This window comes from Nocardia grenadensis NBRC 108939 (genome assembly GCF_001613445.1).
Taxonomy (GTDB): domain Bacteria; phylum Actinomycetota; class Actinomycetes; order Mycobacteriales; family Mycobacteriaceae; genus Nocardia; species Nocardia grenadensis.
On record NZ_BDCJ01000011.1, the window covers coordinates 22,509 to 37,901 of the forward strand.

16 protein-coding genes are annotated in these 15,393 nt (G+C 70.8%); 12 read left to right on the forward strand and 4 right to left on the reverse strand.

Annotated elements, in window-relative coordinates:
• Positions 1–154 precede the first annotated feature (154 nt).
• The 6 genes from NGR01S_RS13540 (at position 155) to NGR01S_RS13565 (ending at position 4,950) form a co-directional block, all read left to right on the forward strand.
• Complete coding sequence (locus NGR01S_RS13540; RefSeq protein ID WP_063036638.1) at positions 155–835, forward strand: DUF3043 domain-containing protein; 681 nt, start codon at positions 155–157, stop codon at positions 833–835.
• A 7-nt stretch (positions 836–842) separates the two neighbouring features.
• Positions 843–1,385, forward strand: coding sequence for a bifunctional adenosylcobinamide kinase/adenosylcobinamide-phosphate guanylyltransferase (locus tag NGR01S_RS13545; protein WP_063036640.1), 543 nt, complete (start codon positions 843–845; stop codon positions 1,383–1,385).
• Between the two features lie 96 nt (positions 1,386–1,481).
• The gene (locus NGR01S_RS13550) at positions 1,482–2,114 is read left to right on the forward strand and encodes a maleylpyruvate isomerase family mycothiol-dependent enzyme (protein WP_063036905.1); all 633 of its coding nucleotides are present in this window, start codon (positions 1,482–1,484) and stop codon (positions 2,112–2,114) included.
• A 162-nt stretch (positions 2,115–2,276) separates the two neighbouring features.
• On the forward strand, positions 2,277–3,350 hold the full coding sequence (cobT, locus tag NGR01S_RS13555; RefSeq protein WP_063036642.1) for a nicotinate-nucleotide--dimethylbenzimidazole phosphoribosyltransferase: 1,074 nt from the start codon (positions 2,277–2,279) through the stop codon (positions 3,348–3,350).
• A gap of 22 nt (positions 3,351–3,372) precedes the next feature.
• Entirely contained in the window at positions 3,373–4,125 is a 753-nt protein-coding gene (locus NGR01S_RS13560) for an adenosylcobinamide-GDP ribazoletransferase (protein ID WP_063036644.1), read from the forward strand.
• 111 nt (positions 4,126–4,236) lie between these two features.
• Positions 4,237–4,950, forward strand: a complete 714-nt coding sequence (locus NGR01S_RS13565) for an MBL fold metallo-hydrolase (protein ID WP_063036646.1) — start codon at positions 4,237–4,239, stop codon at positions 4,948–4,950.
• 60 nt (positions 4,951–5,010) lie between these two features.
• Here the strand turns inward: NGR01S_RS13565 and NGR01S_RS13570 are convergent, their stop codons facing one another.
• The 3 genes from NGR01S_RS13570 to NGR01S_RS13580 all read right to left on the reverse strand — a co-directional run bounded on the left by NGR01S_RS13570 (position 5,011) and on the right by NGR01S_RS13580 (position 8,003).
• The gene (locus NGR01S_RS13570) at positions 5,011–6,111 is read right to left on the reverse strand and encodes a branched-chain amino acid aminotransferase (RefSeq protein ID WP_063036648.1); all 1,101 of its coding nucleotides are present in this window, start codon (positions 6,109–6,111) and stop codon (positions 5,011–5,013) included.
• A gap of 114 nt (positions 6,112–6,225) precedes the next feature.
• Complete coding sequence (gene gcvT, locus NGR01S_RS13575; protein ID WP_063036650.1) at positions 6,226–7,320, reverse strand: glycine cleavage system aminomethyltransferase GcvT; 1,095 nt, start codon at positions 7,318–7,320, stop codon at positions 6,226–6,228.
• A 71-nt stretch (positions 7,321–7,391) separates the two neighbouring features.
• Positions 7,392–8,003, reverse strand: a complete 612-nt coding sequence (locus NGR01S_RS13580) for a GNAT family N-acetyltransferase (RefSeq protein WP_063036652.1) — start codon at positions 8,001–8,003, stop codon at positions 7,392–7,394.
• Positions 8,004–8,102: 99 nt separating this feature from the next.
• Between NGR01S_RS13580 and NGR01S_RS13585 the strand changes: the two genes are divergently transcribed.
• A complete protein-coding gene (locus NGR01S_RS13585) occupies positions 8,103–8,903 on the forward strand; it encodes a TetR/AcrR family transcriptional regulator (RefSeq protein ID WP_063036654.1) in 801 nt (266 codons plus the stop codon).
• Between the two features lie 10 nt (positions 8,904–8,913).
• Positions 8,914–10,425: a leucyl aminopeptidase gene (locus NGR01S_RS13590; protein WP_063036656.1), complete on the forward strand. Its 1,512-nt coding sequence runs from the start codon at positions 8,914–8,916 to the stop codon at positions 10,423–10,425.
• Positions 10,426–10,772: 347 nt separating this feature from the next.
• Here the strand turns inward: NGR01S_RS13590 and NGR01S_RS13595 are convergent, their stop codons facing one another.
• Positions 10,773–11,126, reverse strand: coding sequence for a hypothetical protein (locus NGR01S_RS13595; protein WP_063036658.1), 354 nt, complete (start codon positions 11,124–11,126; stop codon positions 10,773–10,775).
• A gap of 256 nt (positions 11,127–11,382) precedes the next feature.
• Between NGR01S_RS13595 and sucB the strand changes: the two genes are divergently transcribed.
• From sucB to lipB, 4 genes are read left to right on the forward strand one after another with little or no spacing between them, the layout of a single operon-like run.
• The gene (gene sucB / locus NGR01S_RS13600) at positions 11,383–13,134 is read left to right on the forward strand and encodes a 2-oxoglutarate dehydrogenase, E2 component, dihydrolipoamide succinyltransferase (RefSeq protein WP_063036660.1); all 1,752 of its coding nucleotides are present in this window, start codon (positions 11,383–11,385) and stop codon (positions 13,132–13,134) included.
• Between the two features lie 12 nt (positions 13,135–13,146).
• On the forward strand, positions 13,147–14,037 hold the full coding sequence (locus NGR01S_RS13605; RefSeq protein WP_063036906.1) for a TIGR01777 family oxidoreductase: 891 nt from the start codon (positions 13,147–13,149) through the stop codon (positions 14,035–14,037).
• Positions 14,034–14,558, forward strand: a complete 525-nt coding sequence (locus NGR01S_RS13610) for a GNAT family N-acetyltransferase (RefSeq protein WP_063036662.1) — start codon at positions 14,034–14,036, stop codon at positions 14,556–14,558. Before NGR01S_RS13605 ends, NGR01S_RS13610 begins: the two co-directional genes overlap by 4 nt.
• Positions 14,555–15,334 carry a lipoyl(octanoyl) transferase LipB gene (gene lipB / locus NGR01S_RS13615; RefSeq protein ID WP_063036664.1) on the forward strand — a complete coding sequence of 260 codons (780 nt, stop codon included), beginning with the start codon at positions 14,555–14,557 and terminating at the stop codon, positions 15,332–15,334. Before NGR01S_RS13610 ends, lipB begins: the two co-directional genes overlap by 4 nt.
• Positions 15,335–15,393 lie beyond the last annotated feature (59 nt).

A 15,393-nucleotide genomic window follows, 5' to 3' on the forward strand; every position in this document is an offset into this window, starting at 1 on the left:
TGCCATCTCCGGGGCCCGCGGCCACACCACCCGTGCCACCGATTGCGACGCATCGAGGTGAGCCGAGCCATGACCGCCCCGGCGGAGTGACCGGCCGCACCGCGGCCCCCGCCCCGTTCACGGCCGGGGCGGGTGACCGATTAGCCTGGTTACCGTGAAGTTGTTCCGACGCGGTGAGCCCAACGGTACCGATGTGACCGCTGACGGCTCGCGGGCCGCGACCGCCACCGCGAGCGCCACCGAGGCCGATGCGGCCTCGGCCAAGGCCGCGCCCACGGCAGGCAAGGGCCGGCCCACCCCGAGTCGGCGCGACGCCGAGGGCAGGCGCCGAGGGCCGGTCGCCCCGCCCCCCATGACATCGAAGGAAGCGCGCGCCCGGCGCAAGGAGACGCGCGGTTCCAAGGAGGACCGCAAGGCGGCCTCCGCCGAGCGTCGTGCCGCCGCCCAGGACCGGCGCGCCCGGATGCTGGCGGGTGAGGACAAATACCTGCTGCCCCGCGATCAGGGCCCGGTACGCGCGTTCGTCCGCGATATCGTCGACGGCCGCCGCAACCTGGTCGGCCTGTTCATGCCGATGGCGCTGCTGCTGATCCTGTCCATGTTCGCGGCTCCCGCGTGGCAGTCGATCGTCACGCTGGCCATGCTGGTCATGATGGTCTTCATGATGGCCGAGGGTTTCCTGCTCGGCCGGGTCGTCAACCGTCGGGTGCGGGAGCGCTTCCCGAAATCCACCGATACCGGTTTCCGGCTCGGCTGGTACGCGTTCGTACGCGCGTCCCAGATGCGCAAGATGCGCGCGCCCAAGCCGCGGGTCTCCCCCGGCGACGCGATCTGATCCGCGGGTGCCCGAACCCGTCCCTCCTTCTGGACAGCGCACGCTCGTGCTCGGGGGCGCGCGCTCGGGTAAATCCGCGTTCGCCGAATCCCTCGTCACCGGCGGCGCGGTGCGCTACCTGGCCACCGCGATCCCGGATCCCGCGGATACCGATTTCGCCGCCCGGATCGCCGCGCACCGAGCCCGCCGTCCCGCGTCGTGGACAGTGATCGACGCCGCCGATCCGGCGGCCGAACTGCGCACCCCTCATCCCGGCGCCACTCTGGTCGACGATATCGGCACCTGGCTGACCGCCCGCCTCGACGCCCGCGCTGCCTGGGACGCCCCGCGCGGCACGGTCGGGCCGGATACCGATGTTCTCGTCGACGCCGTAGCCGGCTCTCGCGACCGGCTGGTGCTCGTCACCCCAGAGGTGGGACTGGGCGTGATCCCCGCGACCCGGTCGGGTCGCCTGTTCCGGGACGAGATCGGCACATTGAATCAGCGGCTGGCCCAGGTCTGTGACGAGGCTTTTCTCGTGGTCGCCGGGCTGCCGCTGCGCCTGAAATGAGCCGCGGCCGCTCGGGCGGCATCCCGGGCGACGGGCCTGCCGCCCCGCTGCCGCGGTCATGTCGGAGCGCGGTGCTTGAATCGTGCGGTGCAGACCATGCCGCGCGCCGACATCTGGGCAGCGATCCATCGGGAACGGGCCGCCCTGGCCGACGAACTGGCCGATCTGACCCCACAGCAATGGTCGGCTCCCTCCCTGTGCGGCCGGTGGTCGGTACAGGAGGTCGTCGCCCATCTCACCGCGGCCGCGAGCACCGGGCGGCTGCGGTGGATCCGCAGCATGATCGGCGCCCGCTTCGACGCCGACCTGCACAATGAGCGTCGCCTGCGAGAGCAGCTGGGCGCCGGCCCGGCCGATACGCTCGAACGGTTTCGCGCGGCGGTAACGAACACCACCGCGCCGTCCGGGCACACTCCCGCGTGGCTCGGCGAGATCGTGGTGCACGGCGGCGATATCCGGTACCCGCTCGGACTGACCGGCGCCCCGACGCTGCCGGGGGTGACCGAGGTCGCCCGTTTCTTCGCCGCGCGCGATTTCACGGTCGCCGGCCGCACCGCCACCGCGGGCCTGCACCTGCGGGCCACCGACGGACCCTTCGACACCGGCACCGGACCATCGGTGCGCGGCAGCACGCTCGCGCTGGTCATGGCGATGGCCGGGCGCGCCGCGTACTGCGCCGAACTCGACGGTCCGGGGGTGGCCACCCTGCGCGAACGGATCGGCGGCTGACACCTCGCCACCGGCACCGTCCCCGGGCAGGGGCGCCACCGCCCGGGTACCGCACGACGTGCGCCGCGCACCGGGCAATATTGTCCGGGAAGTGGACACGCCCGCCGAGAGAGATCCCGGCGCGGTGGCGCCGCGACAGCACCCGATCGGAAGGCTCGAACAGTGACAGAGGGATTCGCACCCGTGGCCCCGCCGGATGCCGGTGCCCGCGCGGCCGCCGAGCAACGGCAGTCGTCGCTGACCAAACCGCCGGGATCGCTGGGACGGTTGGAAGAGCTGGGCAACTGGGTGGCGGCCTGCCAGGGTGTCTGCCCGCCGAAACAGTTCGAGCAGGCGCGGGTGGTGGTGTTCGCCGGCGACCACGGGGTGGCGCGGCACGGCGTCTCGGCGTACCCCAGCGAGGTCACGGCGCAGATGGTCGCCAATTTCCGGGCGGGCGGAGCCGCAGTGAACGCGTTGGCCGGAATCGCCGGGGCCACCGTGCGGGTGGTGGATATCGCGGTGGACGCCGATACCGATCCCACGGTGAGCACCCACAAGGTGCGCCGGTCCAGCGGCGCGATCGATCGCGCGGACGCACTCACCGCCGAGGAGGTCACCGTCGCACTCGCCGCCGGCGCGGCCGTCGCCGACGAGGAGATCGACGCCGGGGCCGACCTGCTGATCGCCGGGGATATGGGCATCGGTAACACCACCCCCGCCACCGCGCTCATCGCCACCCTCACCGGGATCGAACCGGTGCGGGCGGTCGGGCGGGGCACGGGGGTGGACGATCACGGGTGGATGCGCAAGGTGGCCGCCGTCCGCGACGCCATGTGGCGGGCCCGGCCCGTAGCCCGGGACAGTGTCGAACTGCTCCGTGTCGCCGGTGGTGCCGATATCGCCGCCATGACCGGGTTCCTGGCCCGGGCCGCCGCCCGACGCACCCCGGTGCTGCTCGACGGGCTCATCGTCACCGCGGCCGCACTCATCGCCGAGGATCTGGCGGCCGGCGCGGCGCACTGGTGGCTGGCCGCCCACCGGTCCACCGAGCCGGCGCACGCCGAAGCGCTGAGCAAACTGAAACTCGCCCCGGTACTGGATCTGGATATGCGCCTCGGTGAGGGGTCCGGCGCGCTCACCGCGCTCCCCGTCCTGCGGGCCGCCGTCGCAGTGCTCGCGGAGATGGCGACCTTCGCCGACGCCGGAGTCAGCACCGCGGATGCCGAACCGGCCACCGTCGATCTGCAGAAGTGACCGCCGCGACGAGCCGAGCACGATGCTGACCCCGCTGCGTCTCACCTTCTCCTGGCTCACGGTGCTGCCGGTGCGCGGACCGAGCGAGGTGGACCGCCGGGCGGCGGGCCGGGCCATCGCGCTCGCCCCGGTCGCCGGATTCGGGCTCGGTCTGGTCGCGGCGGCGCTGCTGTGGGTGCTCGCGCCCGCAGGGATCGCCGCCGGATTCGTCGCGGTCGCGGCCCTGGCGCTGCTGACCCGGGGTATGCATCTGGACGGGCTCGCCGACACCTTCGACGGCCTCGGAGTCTATGGGTCACCCGAACGCGCGCGGGAGGTGATGAAGAGCGGGGGCGCCGGGCCGTTCGGGGTGGCCGCCATCGTGCTGGCCGCCGGTGTCCAGGCGGGGGCGTTCACCACGCTGGCGGCCACCGGTCACTGGGCGGCGGTCGTGGCGGCGGTGGGTCTGGGCCGAGTCGCGGTGGTCGCCGCCTGCCGCCGCGGGATCGCCCCGGCGCCCGGCACCTGGTTCGGGGCTATGGTCGCCGGAACGCAGTCCCGTCCCGCGGTTCTCGGCTGGGCCGCCGCGGGTACGGCGGCGGCGGTTTTCGCGGTACCGGAGCTGCCGTGGTCCGGGCCGCTGGTGGCGCTGGTGGCGCTCGCCGCCGCGATCCACCTGGTCGGCCACGCGGTCCGCCGGTTCGGTGGGCTCTCGGGTGATCTCCTCGGGGCGGCGGTGGAACTCACCACCGCACTGGCGGCCCTGGGTTTCGCGCTGGTTGCCCACTCTGTCTGAGCCACCTGAACGCTGTTCGGTCCACAAAGCTCGGTCCCGTCCGATGTCGCCAGGCCACAATAGTGCGAACGCAGAGTCTCACCGGTCCACCGCGCCCCATAAGGTGGGGGTATGTCAGCCGAGCGCTTCTACTTCCGTCAACTCCTGGCCGGCCGTGATTTCGCCGTCGGGGATCCGATCGCCACGCAGATGCGCAATTTCGCCTATCTGGTCGGTGACCGGGACACCGGTGACTGTGTCGTCGTAGATCCCGCCTACGCGGCCGGCGATCTGGCCGATATCGCCGAGAACGACGGACTGAAACTGTCCGGGGTGCTCGTCACCCATCACCACCCGGACCATATCGGCGGCACCATGATGGGGTTCACCCTGCGCGGGGTACGGGAACTGCTCGAGCAGGCCACGGTTCCGGTGCATGTGAACGATCAGGAGAAGACCTGGGTCGCCGATGTCACCGGCATCGCCCCCAGCGAGCTCACCGGCCACGGCCACGGCGACAAGCTCAGTGTCGGCGCCTTCGAAATCGAGTTCTTACACACCCCGGGACATACCCCGGGCAGCCAGTGCTTCCTGGTCGACGGCAAACTCATCGCCGGCGACACCCTGTTCATCGACGGTTGCGGGCGTACCGATTTCCCGGGCGGTGACTCCGACACCATGTTCCGCAGCCTGCGCTACCTGGCGGATATGCCGATCAATCCGGAGGTCTACCCGGGTCACTGGTACTCCCCGGACCCGCACGCCTCCCTGGACTCGATCCGCGATAACAACTATGTGCTGCGGCCGCGGTCACTCGCCGAATGGCACGCCCTCATGCCGGGCTGATCGGCGCGGCCCCGGGCACCGGGCCCCGCGCTCGGTATACGGGTGAACTGCGAGGTCCGGTCAGAGCACCCGCATCCACTGGTGCACATCGGCGAAGGTCCCGCGCTGGATACCGGTGAGCGTGTCACGCAGCGCCATGGTCACCTCGCCCGGCTCGCCGCCACCGATGGTGAATTCACCGTCGGGCCCGAACACGGAACCGACCGGGGTGATCACGGCCGCGGTGCCGCAGGCGAAAACCTCGGTGATCTCGCCGGATTCCGCACCGGCCCGCCAGTCCTCGACGGAGATCTTGCGTTCGGTCACCGGGTAGCCGGAATCGGCCGCCAGGGTCAGCAGCGAATCCCGGGTGATCCCCGGCAGCAGCGACCCGGACAGTTCCGGGGTGACCAGCCGCGCGTCCGATCCGGAGCCGTAGACGAAGAACAGGTTGTTGGTGCCCATCTCCTCGACATAGCGGCGTTCGACCGCGTCCAGCCACACCACCTGATCGCAGCCCTTGGCGGTGGCCTCGGACTGCGCCAGCAGCGACGCCGCGTAGTTACCGGCCACCTTGGCCTCACCGGTGCCGCCGGGCGCGGCCCGCACGTACTCGGTCGACAGCCACACGCGCACCGGTTTCACCCCGCGCGGGAAGTAGGCGCCGGCCGGGGAGCCCAGCAGCAGGTATTTATAGGCGGAGGCGGGCTTCACGCCCAGCCCGGCTTCGGTGGCGAACATGAACGGCCGTAGGTAGAGCGATTCCTCACCGCCCGCTGCGGGCACCCACTCCCCGTCGACCTCGAGCAGCTGGCGCACCGATTCGATGAACAGTTCCTCGGGGAGTTCGGCCATCGCCATGCGGCGCGCGGACCGGCGGAACCGGGCCGCGTTGGCGTCGATCCGGAAACAGGCGACCTGCCCGTCCGGCTGGCGGTAGGCCTTGAGCCCTTCGAAGATCGCCTGGCCGTAGTGGAACACCATGGTGGCCGGATCCAGGGTCAGGGCGCCGTAGGGTTCCACGACCGCGTTGGTCCAGCCGTCGGCCTCGGTGTAATCGATGGTGACCATATGGTCGGTGAAATAGCGGCCGAAACCGGGCGCCGACAGAATCTCCTGTACCCGCTGCGCCGGGGTGGGCGCAGGATGAGGTATACGGGCGAACTGTGCAGCAGCGGTCATGACCAGCAGTCTATGTCCTGGGTCCGCACCGAATCCGCGGTGGTCCGTCTCGCGTGCCGGGCATGTCCGTACCGGCCGCGCCGCAGCCGGTCACGACGACCCGGCCCGACCGTCTCAGCTGGTGTGTGCTTCGACGAACGGAGGCCGCACCACCGCGCAGCGCAGCGACCGGCCGCGGACGTCCACCGTCACCTCGGTGCCGACCTGCACCGCCGGGTCCAGCAGCGCCAGCGCGATCCCGATCTGCCTGGTCGGCGAGAAGGTCCCGGAGGTGGTCACCCCGATCTTCGTGGCGTCGAGCAGCACGTCCTGGTTCTCCCGCGGGATCCCGCGGTCGAGTGCTTCCAGGCCGAGCAGGGTGCGGCCCGGTCCGGCCGCCCGTTCCGCTTCCAGCGCGGCCCTGCCCCAGAAATCCGGTTTGGCCCAGCCCACCGCCCACGACGCGCGCGCCTGCACCGGCGTGATCTCGGCCGACAATTCGTGCCCGTGCAGCGGATAGCCCATCTCGGTACGCAGGGTGTCGCGGGCACCGAGCCCGGCGACCTGGCCGCCGGTCGCTCGCACCTGCTCCACCAGCGCCCGGAACAGGGCCTCGGCGCCGTCCCAGCGCGGCAGCAATTCGTAACCGTGTTCACCGGTGTAGCCGGTCCGGCACACACGCACCGGCTGCCCCGACCAGTCCGCGTCGACGAACGCCATGTAGGACAGATCCACCGGGAGACCCAGCGCGGTGAGCACCTGCGCCGACCGGGGCCCCTGGACGGCGAAGACACCGTAGTCGCGGTGTTCCCCCGTGACTGTGATCGCCGGCGGCGCGGCCACTGCCAGCTTCTGCACCACCGCGGTGGTATTGGCCGCGTTCGGCACCAGGAAGATCTCGTCGTCGCGCACGAAATAGGCGATGAGATCGTCGACCACGCCACCGTCGGCATTGCAGCACAGCGTGTACTGCGCCCGGCCGGGCCCGATCCGGCCCAGGTCGTTGGTCAGCGCCGAGTTCACGAATTCGGCCGCGCCCACACCGCGTACGGTCGCCTTCCCGAGATGACTCACATCGAACAGCCCCACCGACTCCCGCACCGCGGTGTGCTCGGCCACGGTGCCCGCGTACGAGACCGGCATCTCCCAGCCGCCGAACGGGGCGAATTTCGCTCCGAGTTCGACATGCACTCCGTGGACAGGGCCCTGTTGCAGCTCGGCGTCACTCACCGGGCGAGCTTATCCCGGTGCCGGCCGGGGCCGGGATCACACCGTGCCCGGCCCGCGGCCACCGCGGCGGGTCAGGCCTCGAACCACATGGGGATCAATGTGGGTCCCTCCTCCGGCAGGGTGTGGGTTTCGCCGGTGCGAACGAAACCCTGCCGGGTGTAGAGCCGCGACGAGCGTTCGGTGCTGGCCTCCAGATACGCCGGGAGCCCCGCCGCGCGGAACTGCCGGGTCCGTTCGGTGAGGATGGCCGCGCCCGCACCGCGCCCGCGGAACTCCGGCACGGTGATGATCAGTTCCAGGTAGCTGTGCGGGAACCTGCGCGGATGCTCCCGGGCCAGCAATTCGGTCACATAGGCCGACCGCTGCAGCGGACGCACGTCCGGCGCCCGTTCCGCGTGGCCCCGCATCGTGGTGGCCTCGGCGATGAGCCGGTCGGCCGAGGTGAGCTTCTGCCAGATCGAGATCGCCCAGATCTCGCCGTCGCCCCCGGCGACCCAGATCTCGTCGTCGCGCAGGCCGCGGTCGATGATCTGCGGAACCCATTCGTCGAGGAACTCGTCCACCGGGTAGTCGCGCAGGATCCACTCGGTGACCGCCTCGTCCAGGGTTGCCTTCCGGAACGCCTCCGTCAGCGGTTCGAGATCACTCGTTCCGACGCGCCGCACGGTCAGTTCTGTTCCCATACCGCCTCCTGTGAATGGTGTTACCACCAGCGAACTTATGTCCTCAATCAGCGGAAAACCACTATTTCGTCACGGTATTTCGTGTGATGGAATAGCGCGGTGACAGCGTGTGCGTTATGTGGTGCGGACCTGCGGCAACCGGCCCGCGGCCGCCGGCGGCGGTACTGTTCCCGCTCCTGCCAGGCCCGCGCCTACCGGGCCCGGCGCCGGGCACCGGCCGCCCCGCCGCGCCCGCGGCCGCAACGGTTGTCGAAACTCGTGATCGCCCACGCGGCGGTCGCCCTGGCCGACCGTGCGGGCACCGACGGCCTGACGATGCGCCGCCTGGCCGGCGAGCTGGGGGTGGCCACCGCCGCGCTGTACCGGTACTTCGACGACCGGGCCCAGCTACTCGTCGCCATGACCGATCTGGTGCTCGCCGAAACCCCACCACCGCCGCCGCATCTGGTCGACCGGCGGGCCCGGATCAGGTACGAGGCACAACAGGAATGGCAGATCTACCGACGGCATCCGTGGATTCTCACGGTGCTGGCCCGGATCCGCCCGCCGCTGGGCCTGTCCCTGTTCGACACCCTGGAACGGACGCTGAGCGCGCTCGACGAACCGGACCTGTCCAGGACACAGCTGATCTCGACGTATCTGAGTTACTCCGCGCTGGTGCAGGGGCTGGCCCTGGTGTGGACCGCCGAACGGTCCGACCGGATCGGCGGCCCGGAAGCGACCGCCGACGTGCCCGCCGAAGTGGCCGCGCTCGTCGACCCGGTCGCGCGCCCGGCCCTGTACAAGGCGTTCGGCCCCACCGGCCCGCCGCCCGACCTCGATTTCGACGAACTGCTCACCGACGCGGTGGACATGCTGCTGGACGGCGTCGCGGCACGCCGTACCGGGTCCACCGAATAGCCTGGGGGTCATGACCGCAGTCGCAGATCGTCCGCTCGGACCGGAATTGGCACGTACCCAGACCCTCGAACCCGGCACCGATGTCCTCGTCGTCGGCCTGGCCACCACCGATGACGGTCCCGTCCTCGTCCCCGAGGACCTCTTCGGCGATGTGCTCGACACCGATGTGCGTACCCGGCTGCTCGACCAGCTGACCGCGGTCGGCGCCACGGGCAAGGCCGAACAGCTGGTCCGGATTCCCGCGCCCGCCGGCCTGGACGATGTCGCCAGCGTGCTGGCCGTCGGTCTCGGCGCCGCCGCGGATATCGACGCCGAACAGATCCGCCGCAGCGCCGGGGTCGCTGCCCGCTCCCTGACCGGGGTCGCGCGTGCGGTCACCACCCTGTCCGGTCTGGATATCGGCGCCGCCGTGGAGGGTTTCTACCTCGGTGCCTATTCCTTCACCGAGTTCCGCTCCGCGAAGTCCGCGCCGAAGCCGGAGGCCGCGCCGCCGGCCCGTATCGAACTGCTCGTCCCGGAACCCGAATTCGGCGGCGACGCGCTGCTGCGCGCCCAGCTCACCGCCGAAGCGGTGGCCACCGCCCGTGATTTCGTGAACACCCCGCCGAGCCATCTGTACCCGGCCGAATTCGCCCGCCGCAGCGCCCTGCTGGCCGAGGGCGCCGGCCTCGAGGTCGAGGTACTCGACGAGAAGGCCCTGGAAGACGGCGGTTTCGGCGGCGTGCTGGGGGTGGGCAAGGGTTCGTCGCGTCCGCCGCGTCTGGTCCGGCTCACCTACCGGGGCGGTGAGAAGAAGGTCGCGCTGGTAGGAAAGGGCATCACCTTCGACACCGGCGGTATCTCCATCAAACCGGCCGCGAATATGGAGAACATGACCTCGGATATGGCCGGCGCGGCCGCGGTCGTGGCGACCACGCTGCTCGCCGCGCGGCTGAGCCTGCCGGTCACCGTGATCGCGACGGTCCCGATGGCGGAGAACATGCCGTCGAGTACCGCCCAGCGGCCCGGTGATGTGCTCACCCAGTACGGCGGTACCACCATCGAGGTCACCAATACCGACGCCGAGGGCCGGCTCATCCTGGCCGACGCCATGGTCCGCGCCGGTGAGGACGGCCCGGACTATCTCATCGATGTCGCGACGCTCACCGGCGCCCAGATGGTGGCGCTGGGCACCCGCACCCCGGGTGTGATGGGTACCGACGAATTCCGCGACCGGGTGGCCCGGATCTCGCAGGCCGTCGGTGAGCACGGCTGGCCGATGCCGCTGCCCAAGGAGTTGCGCGCCGATCTGGACTCCAAGGTCGCCGATATGGTCAACGCGACATCGCATCGGTGGGGCGGCATGCTCGTCGCCGGCACGTACCTGAAGGAATTCGTGCCCGAGGGCGTGGAATGGGCCCATATCGATATCGCCGGCCCGGCGTACAACACCGGTGGGCCCTTCGGCTACATCGGCAAAGGCGGCACCGGTGTCCCGGTCCGCACCCTCATCGCCGTACTGGAGGATATCGCCGCCGAATAGCGGCCGGCGGTTTGCCGGGCGGCCGTCCGGTCGTCCCAGCAACCGAGAACGGGCCGGGGCCGCGCCGCCGAGTTGCGGCGGCGCGGCCCCGGCGCGGCCCCGGCGCTTCCGCTGGCGCTTCCGCTGGCGCTGCCGCTGGCGCTTCCGCCGGCGGGCCGACCGGCGCGCCCGGCCTCCGAGATCCGGGCTCGCCGGGCCACTGCGCGCGCCTGGTTACCGACGATCCCGCAGGCAGCCGAACCGGCCGCGAGATTCGGCAGGACGCACGTGCCCCGCGCGGCTCGGGCCATGCGAGCGGCACCGGCCGGAACAGTGGCGTGCCCACCCGGTCCCGGCACGGTGGGAGGTCACGGCTCGCCGAGTTCGCGCTCGACATCCCGTCTGCGCTCGATCCGCCGGCGTGCGTCGTAATCGCGCATACGCTGCGGATACCCGGTCCGCTCGACGTCGTATACGGGAATCTTCAGATCCCGCGCGAGGCGGCGGGCGCCGCCTTCGCCGACGACCCGCCGGGTCCATTCACCATCTACGGCAACCAGCACGACCGTGACATCTGTCACAGTGGTCTTCGGTTCGACAAAGCCCTCGACCCCGGTATGTGTGCGCACCCATTCGCGCAGATAACGGGTCTCCCCGCCCCGACCTCCGGAAACTCCGCTGCGCCCGGCCCTGACACGACGGAAACGGTCCAGCAAACCCACTGCAGCCGACCTCCTGCTGACCACCCGAAACCCGCCGGATCCGGCGGTGATTCCATGGTGCCAGCTACCAAAATTGGATGCCCTCCGGTAAACGCGTCGCGCGGCGAATGCAAGGATGGTGGACGGAACAACAACCACACGGATCTCCGGCGCCGCGCAGAATGAACGCCGGCTGGAACACCGCCGCGACCCGCGACAGGATTCCACCGGAACGAACTGTTGTAGACCCGTCGAGCAGTTAGAGGAGTCAACGGACATGGCCTTCTCCGTCCAGATGCCCGCTCTTGGTGAGAGCGTCACCGAGGGAACGGTGACACGGTGGCTGAAGCAGGAAGGAGACACGGTCGAGGTCGACGAGCCGCTGCTCGAGGTCTCCACCGACAAGGTCGACACCGAGATCCCGTCCCCCGCGGCGGGTGTGTTGACGAAGATCGTCGCCAATGAGGACGACGTCGTCGAGGTGGGTGGCGAACTGGGTGTCATCGGTGACGCCGGCGAGGCCGCCGAGCCCGCCCCGGCTCCCGAACCGGCCGCCGCCGAACCCACGTCCGCTCCCGCCGAGCAGACCCAGCAGGCCCCCACGGAACCGGAGCCCGCCCCGGCCCAGGCCCCGGCCTCCGCCGCCGATTCCGCCGCCTCCGGTACCTCGGTGAAGATGCCGGAGCTCGGCGAATCGGTCACCGAGGGCACAGTGACACGGTGGCTCAAGGCGATCGGTGACGAGGTCGCGGTCGACGAGCCGCTGCTCGAGGTCTCCACCGACAAGGTCGACACCGAGATCCCGTCCCCCGTCGCGGGCACCCTGCTGGAGATCACCGCGCAGGAAGACGATGTGGTCGAGGTCGGCGGTCAGCTCGGTGTGATCGGCTCCGGCGCTCCCGCGAGCGGTTCGGCTCCCGCACCGGCGCCCGCCCCCGAGCCCGAACCGGCTCCCGCGCCGGCCCCGGCTCCCGCACCGGCCCCGGAACCGGCACCTGCCCCCGCTCAGGCTCCCGCACCCGCGGCTGCCGCTCCGGCCCCCGCCGCCCAGGCTCCCGCCCCGGCCGCCGCCGGTAACGGCGCCACCCCGTACGTCACCCCGCTGGTCCGCAAACTGGCCGAGGAGAACGGCGTCGACCTGGCGTCGGTCACCGGTTCGGGGGTCGGCGGCCGGATCCGCAAGCAGGATGTGCTCGCCGCCGCCGAGGCCAAGAAGGCTCCGGCCGCCGCGGCACCGGCGGCCGCCGCGCCCGCCGCCGCGGCACCGGCCAAGGCGGCCGCCGCCCCCAGCCCCGCGCTGGCGGCCCTGCGCGGAACCACAAAGAAGGCCAATCGGATCCGGCAGATCACCGCGACCAAGACCCTGGAGTCGCTGCAGACCACCGCGCAGCTCACCCAGGTGCACGAGGCCGACGTCACCAAGATCGCCGCATTGCGCAAGCGGGCCAAGGCCGATTTCGCCAAGCGCGAGGGCGTGAACCTGACCTTCCTGCCGTTCTTCGCCAAGGCCGTGGTGGAGGCGCTCGGGGTGCACCCGAACGTCAATGCCAGCTACGACGCGAACAGCAAGGAGATCACTTACCACGCGTCGGTGCACCTGGGTATCGCGGTGGACACCGAACAGGGCCTGCTCTCCCCGGTGATCCACAATGCCAGCGACCTGTCGCTGGCCGGCCTGGCCCGGGCCATCGCCGATATCGCCAACCGGGCCCGCACCGGCGGCCTGAAGCCGGACGAGCTGGCCGGTGGCACCTTCACCATCACCAATATCGGCAGCCAGGGCGCCCTGTTCGATACCCCGATCCTCGTCCCGCCGCAGGCGGGGATGCTGGGCACGGGTGCCATCGTGAAGCGCCCGACCGTGGTCACCGACGAGTCCGGTAGCGAGTTCATCGGCGTCCGCTCGATGTGCTACCTGCCGCTGACCTACGATCACCGCCTCGTCGACGGCGCGGATGCCGGCCGGTTCCTCACGACCATCCGGCACCGCCTCGAAGAGGCGGCGTTCGAGGCCGATCTGGGCCTGTAAGGGGCGATGGCGATGTCGGTTGTGGTGGCCGGTTCGTCCGGACTGATCGGAACCGCGCTCGTCGCGGCGTTGCGCCGCGACGAGGAACAGGTGATCCGGCTGGTCCGGCGCCCGGCCGCCGCGCCCGACGAGCGTCACTGGGATCCCGCCCAGGGTGAACTCGATCCGCGGATCCTGGACGGCGCCGACGCGGTGGTGAACCTGTGCGGGGCCGGTATCGGCGACAAACGCTGGACCGGCGCGTACAAGCAACTGCTCCGCGACAGCCGGATCACCCCGACCGATGTCCTCGCGACGGCGGTGGCCCGGGCCGGGGTCCCGACGCTGGTCAATGCCAGCGGCGTCCACTACTACGGGGATACCGGCGTGCGCGCGGTGGACGAGAGCGGCCCGCTGGGAACCGGTTTCCTGCCCACGCTGTGTCGCGACTGGGAGGCCGCGACCCACGCGGCCGCCGAGGCCGGGACCCGCACGGTGCTGCTGCGCAGCGGGGTCGTACTCACCGGCGCCGGTGGCATGCTTCCGCAACTGCGCACGCTGTTCCTGCTGGGTCTGGGCGGCCGGCTGGGCAGCGGACGCCAGTATCAGCCGTGGATCTCGCTCGACGACGAGATCGGCGCGATCCGGCATGCGCTCACCAACGAATCGGTACGGGGCCCGCTCAATGCCGTGGGCCCCGCCCCGGTTACCAATGCCGCCTTCACCCGCGCGCTCGGTAAGGCCCTGAATCGGCCGACACCGCTGTTCGTCCCGGGTATCGCGCTGCGCCTGGTGGTCGGCGAGTTCGCGGAGGAAGCGATCCTGCACAGTCCGCGGGCCCTGCCGCGCGTGCTCGAGGACACGGGGTACGAGTTCCGGCACGCCACCGTCGGCGCGGCACTGGCCGCCGCGGTGGGCCGATGACCGCCGGCGTCACCTCGGTCCGGGAGGCGCGCACCGAGGACCTTCCCGCGATCCTGGAGATCCATAATCGCGCCATCGCCGAGACCACGGCCATCTGGGACGACGAACCCGTCGGGCTGGACGAGCGCATCGCCTGGTTCCGCAACCGCACCGAACACGGCCGGCCCGTACTCGTCGCCGAAGTGGGCGGCGAACTCGCCGGGTACGCCAGTTACGGGCCGTGGCGGCCCAAATCCGGGTATCGCCACACCGTGGAGAATTCGGTCTATATCGCCGACCGGTTCCAGCGGCGCGGGATCGGCGCCACCCTGCTGACCGAGCTGATCGGCCGCGCCGAGAAGTCCGGTGATATCCACGCCATGGTCGCGGCCATCGAAGCGAGCAATACCGGTTCCATCGCCCTGCACGAACGATTCGGTTTCCGCACGGTGGGCGTACTTCCGGAGGTTGGCCGCAAGTTCGGCCGCTGGATGGATCTGACGCTGATGCAGCTCAGCCTGGAGATGAGCGTAACGTCATGAAGGTGAACAACACCCGCACCGCAACCCGGTCGGCTCGTTACGACAGCACCCCCGTCGACGTGCGTGAACTGGGTCTCATCGATTATCAGCAGGCGTGGGATCTGCAGCGTGAACTCGCCGCCTGCCGGGCGGACGGCGCCGGTACCGACACCTTGCTCCTGCTCGAACATCCCTCCGTCTACACCGCCGGCCGCCGTACCGAGGAGGCCGATCGGCCCACCGACGGCAGCCCCGTGATCGATGTGGACCGAGGCGGCAAGATCACCTGGCACGGTCCGGGACAGCTGGTCGGCTATCCCATCATCCGGCTCGCCGAACCGATCGACGTGGTCGACTACGTCCGGCGCCTCGAACAGGCCCTCATCCGGACCGTCACCGATCTCGGCGTCGAATGCGGACGGGTCCCCGGACGCTCCGGTGTCTGGCTGCCCGCGTCCGGTTTGCTGCCCGAGCGCAAGATCGCCTCGATCGGGATCCGGGTACAGCGGGGGGTCACCCTGCACGGCATCTCGCTGAACTGCAATGCCGATCTCGGCGCGTTCGGCGCCATCGTCGCCTGCGGGATCCGCGATGTCGGTTCGACCAGCCTGAGCCAGGAGCTCGGCCGCGAGGTCACCGTCGCCGAGGTCACGCCGCGTATCGCCGAGACCCTTCCGGCCGCGCTCGACGGTGCGATCCCGGTCACCGAGCACGATATCCCGCGGGCCGCCACCCCGGCCGTCGCGGACCACGCCGCCGCCACCGCGGCACGCGATCCGAAAGGTGCAACAGCATGAGCGAGTCAGGCCCGGAGGCGGCAGCGCAGCGTAACCACGGAGGGCCCTCGCTCATGCCC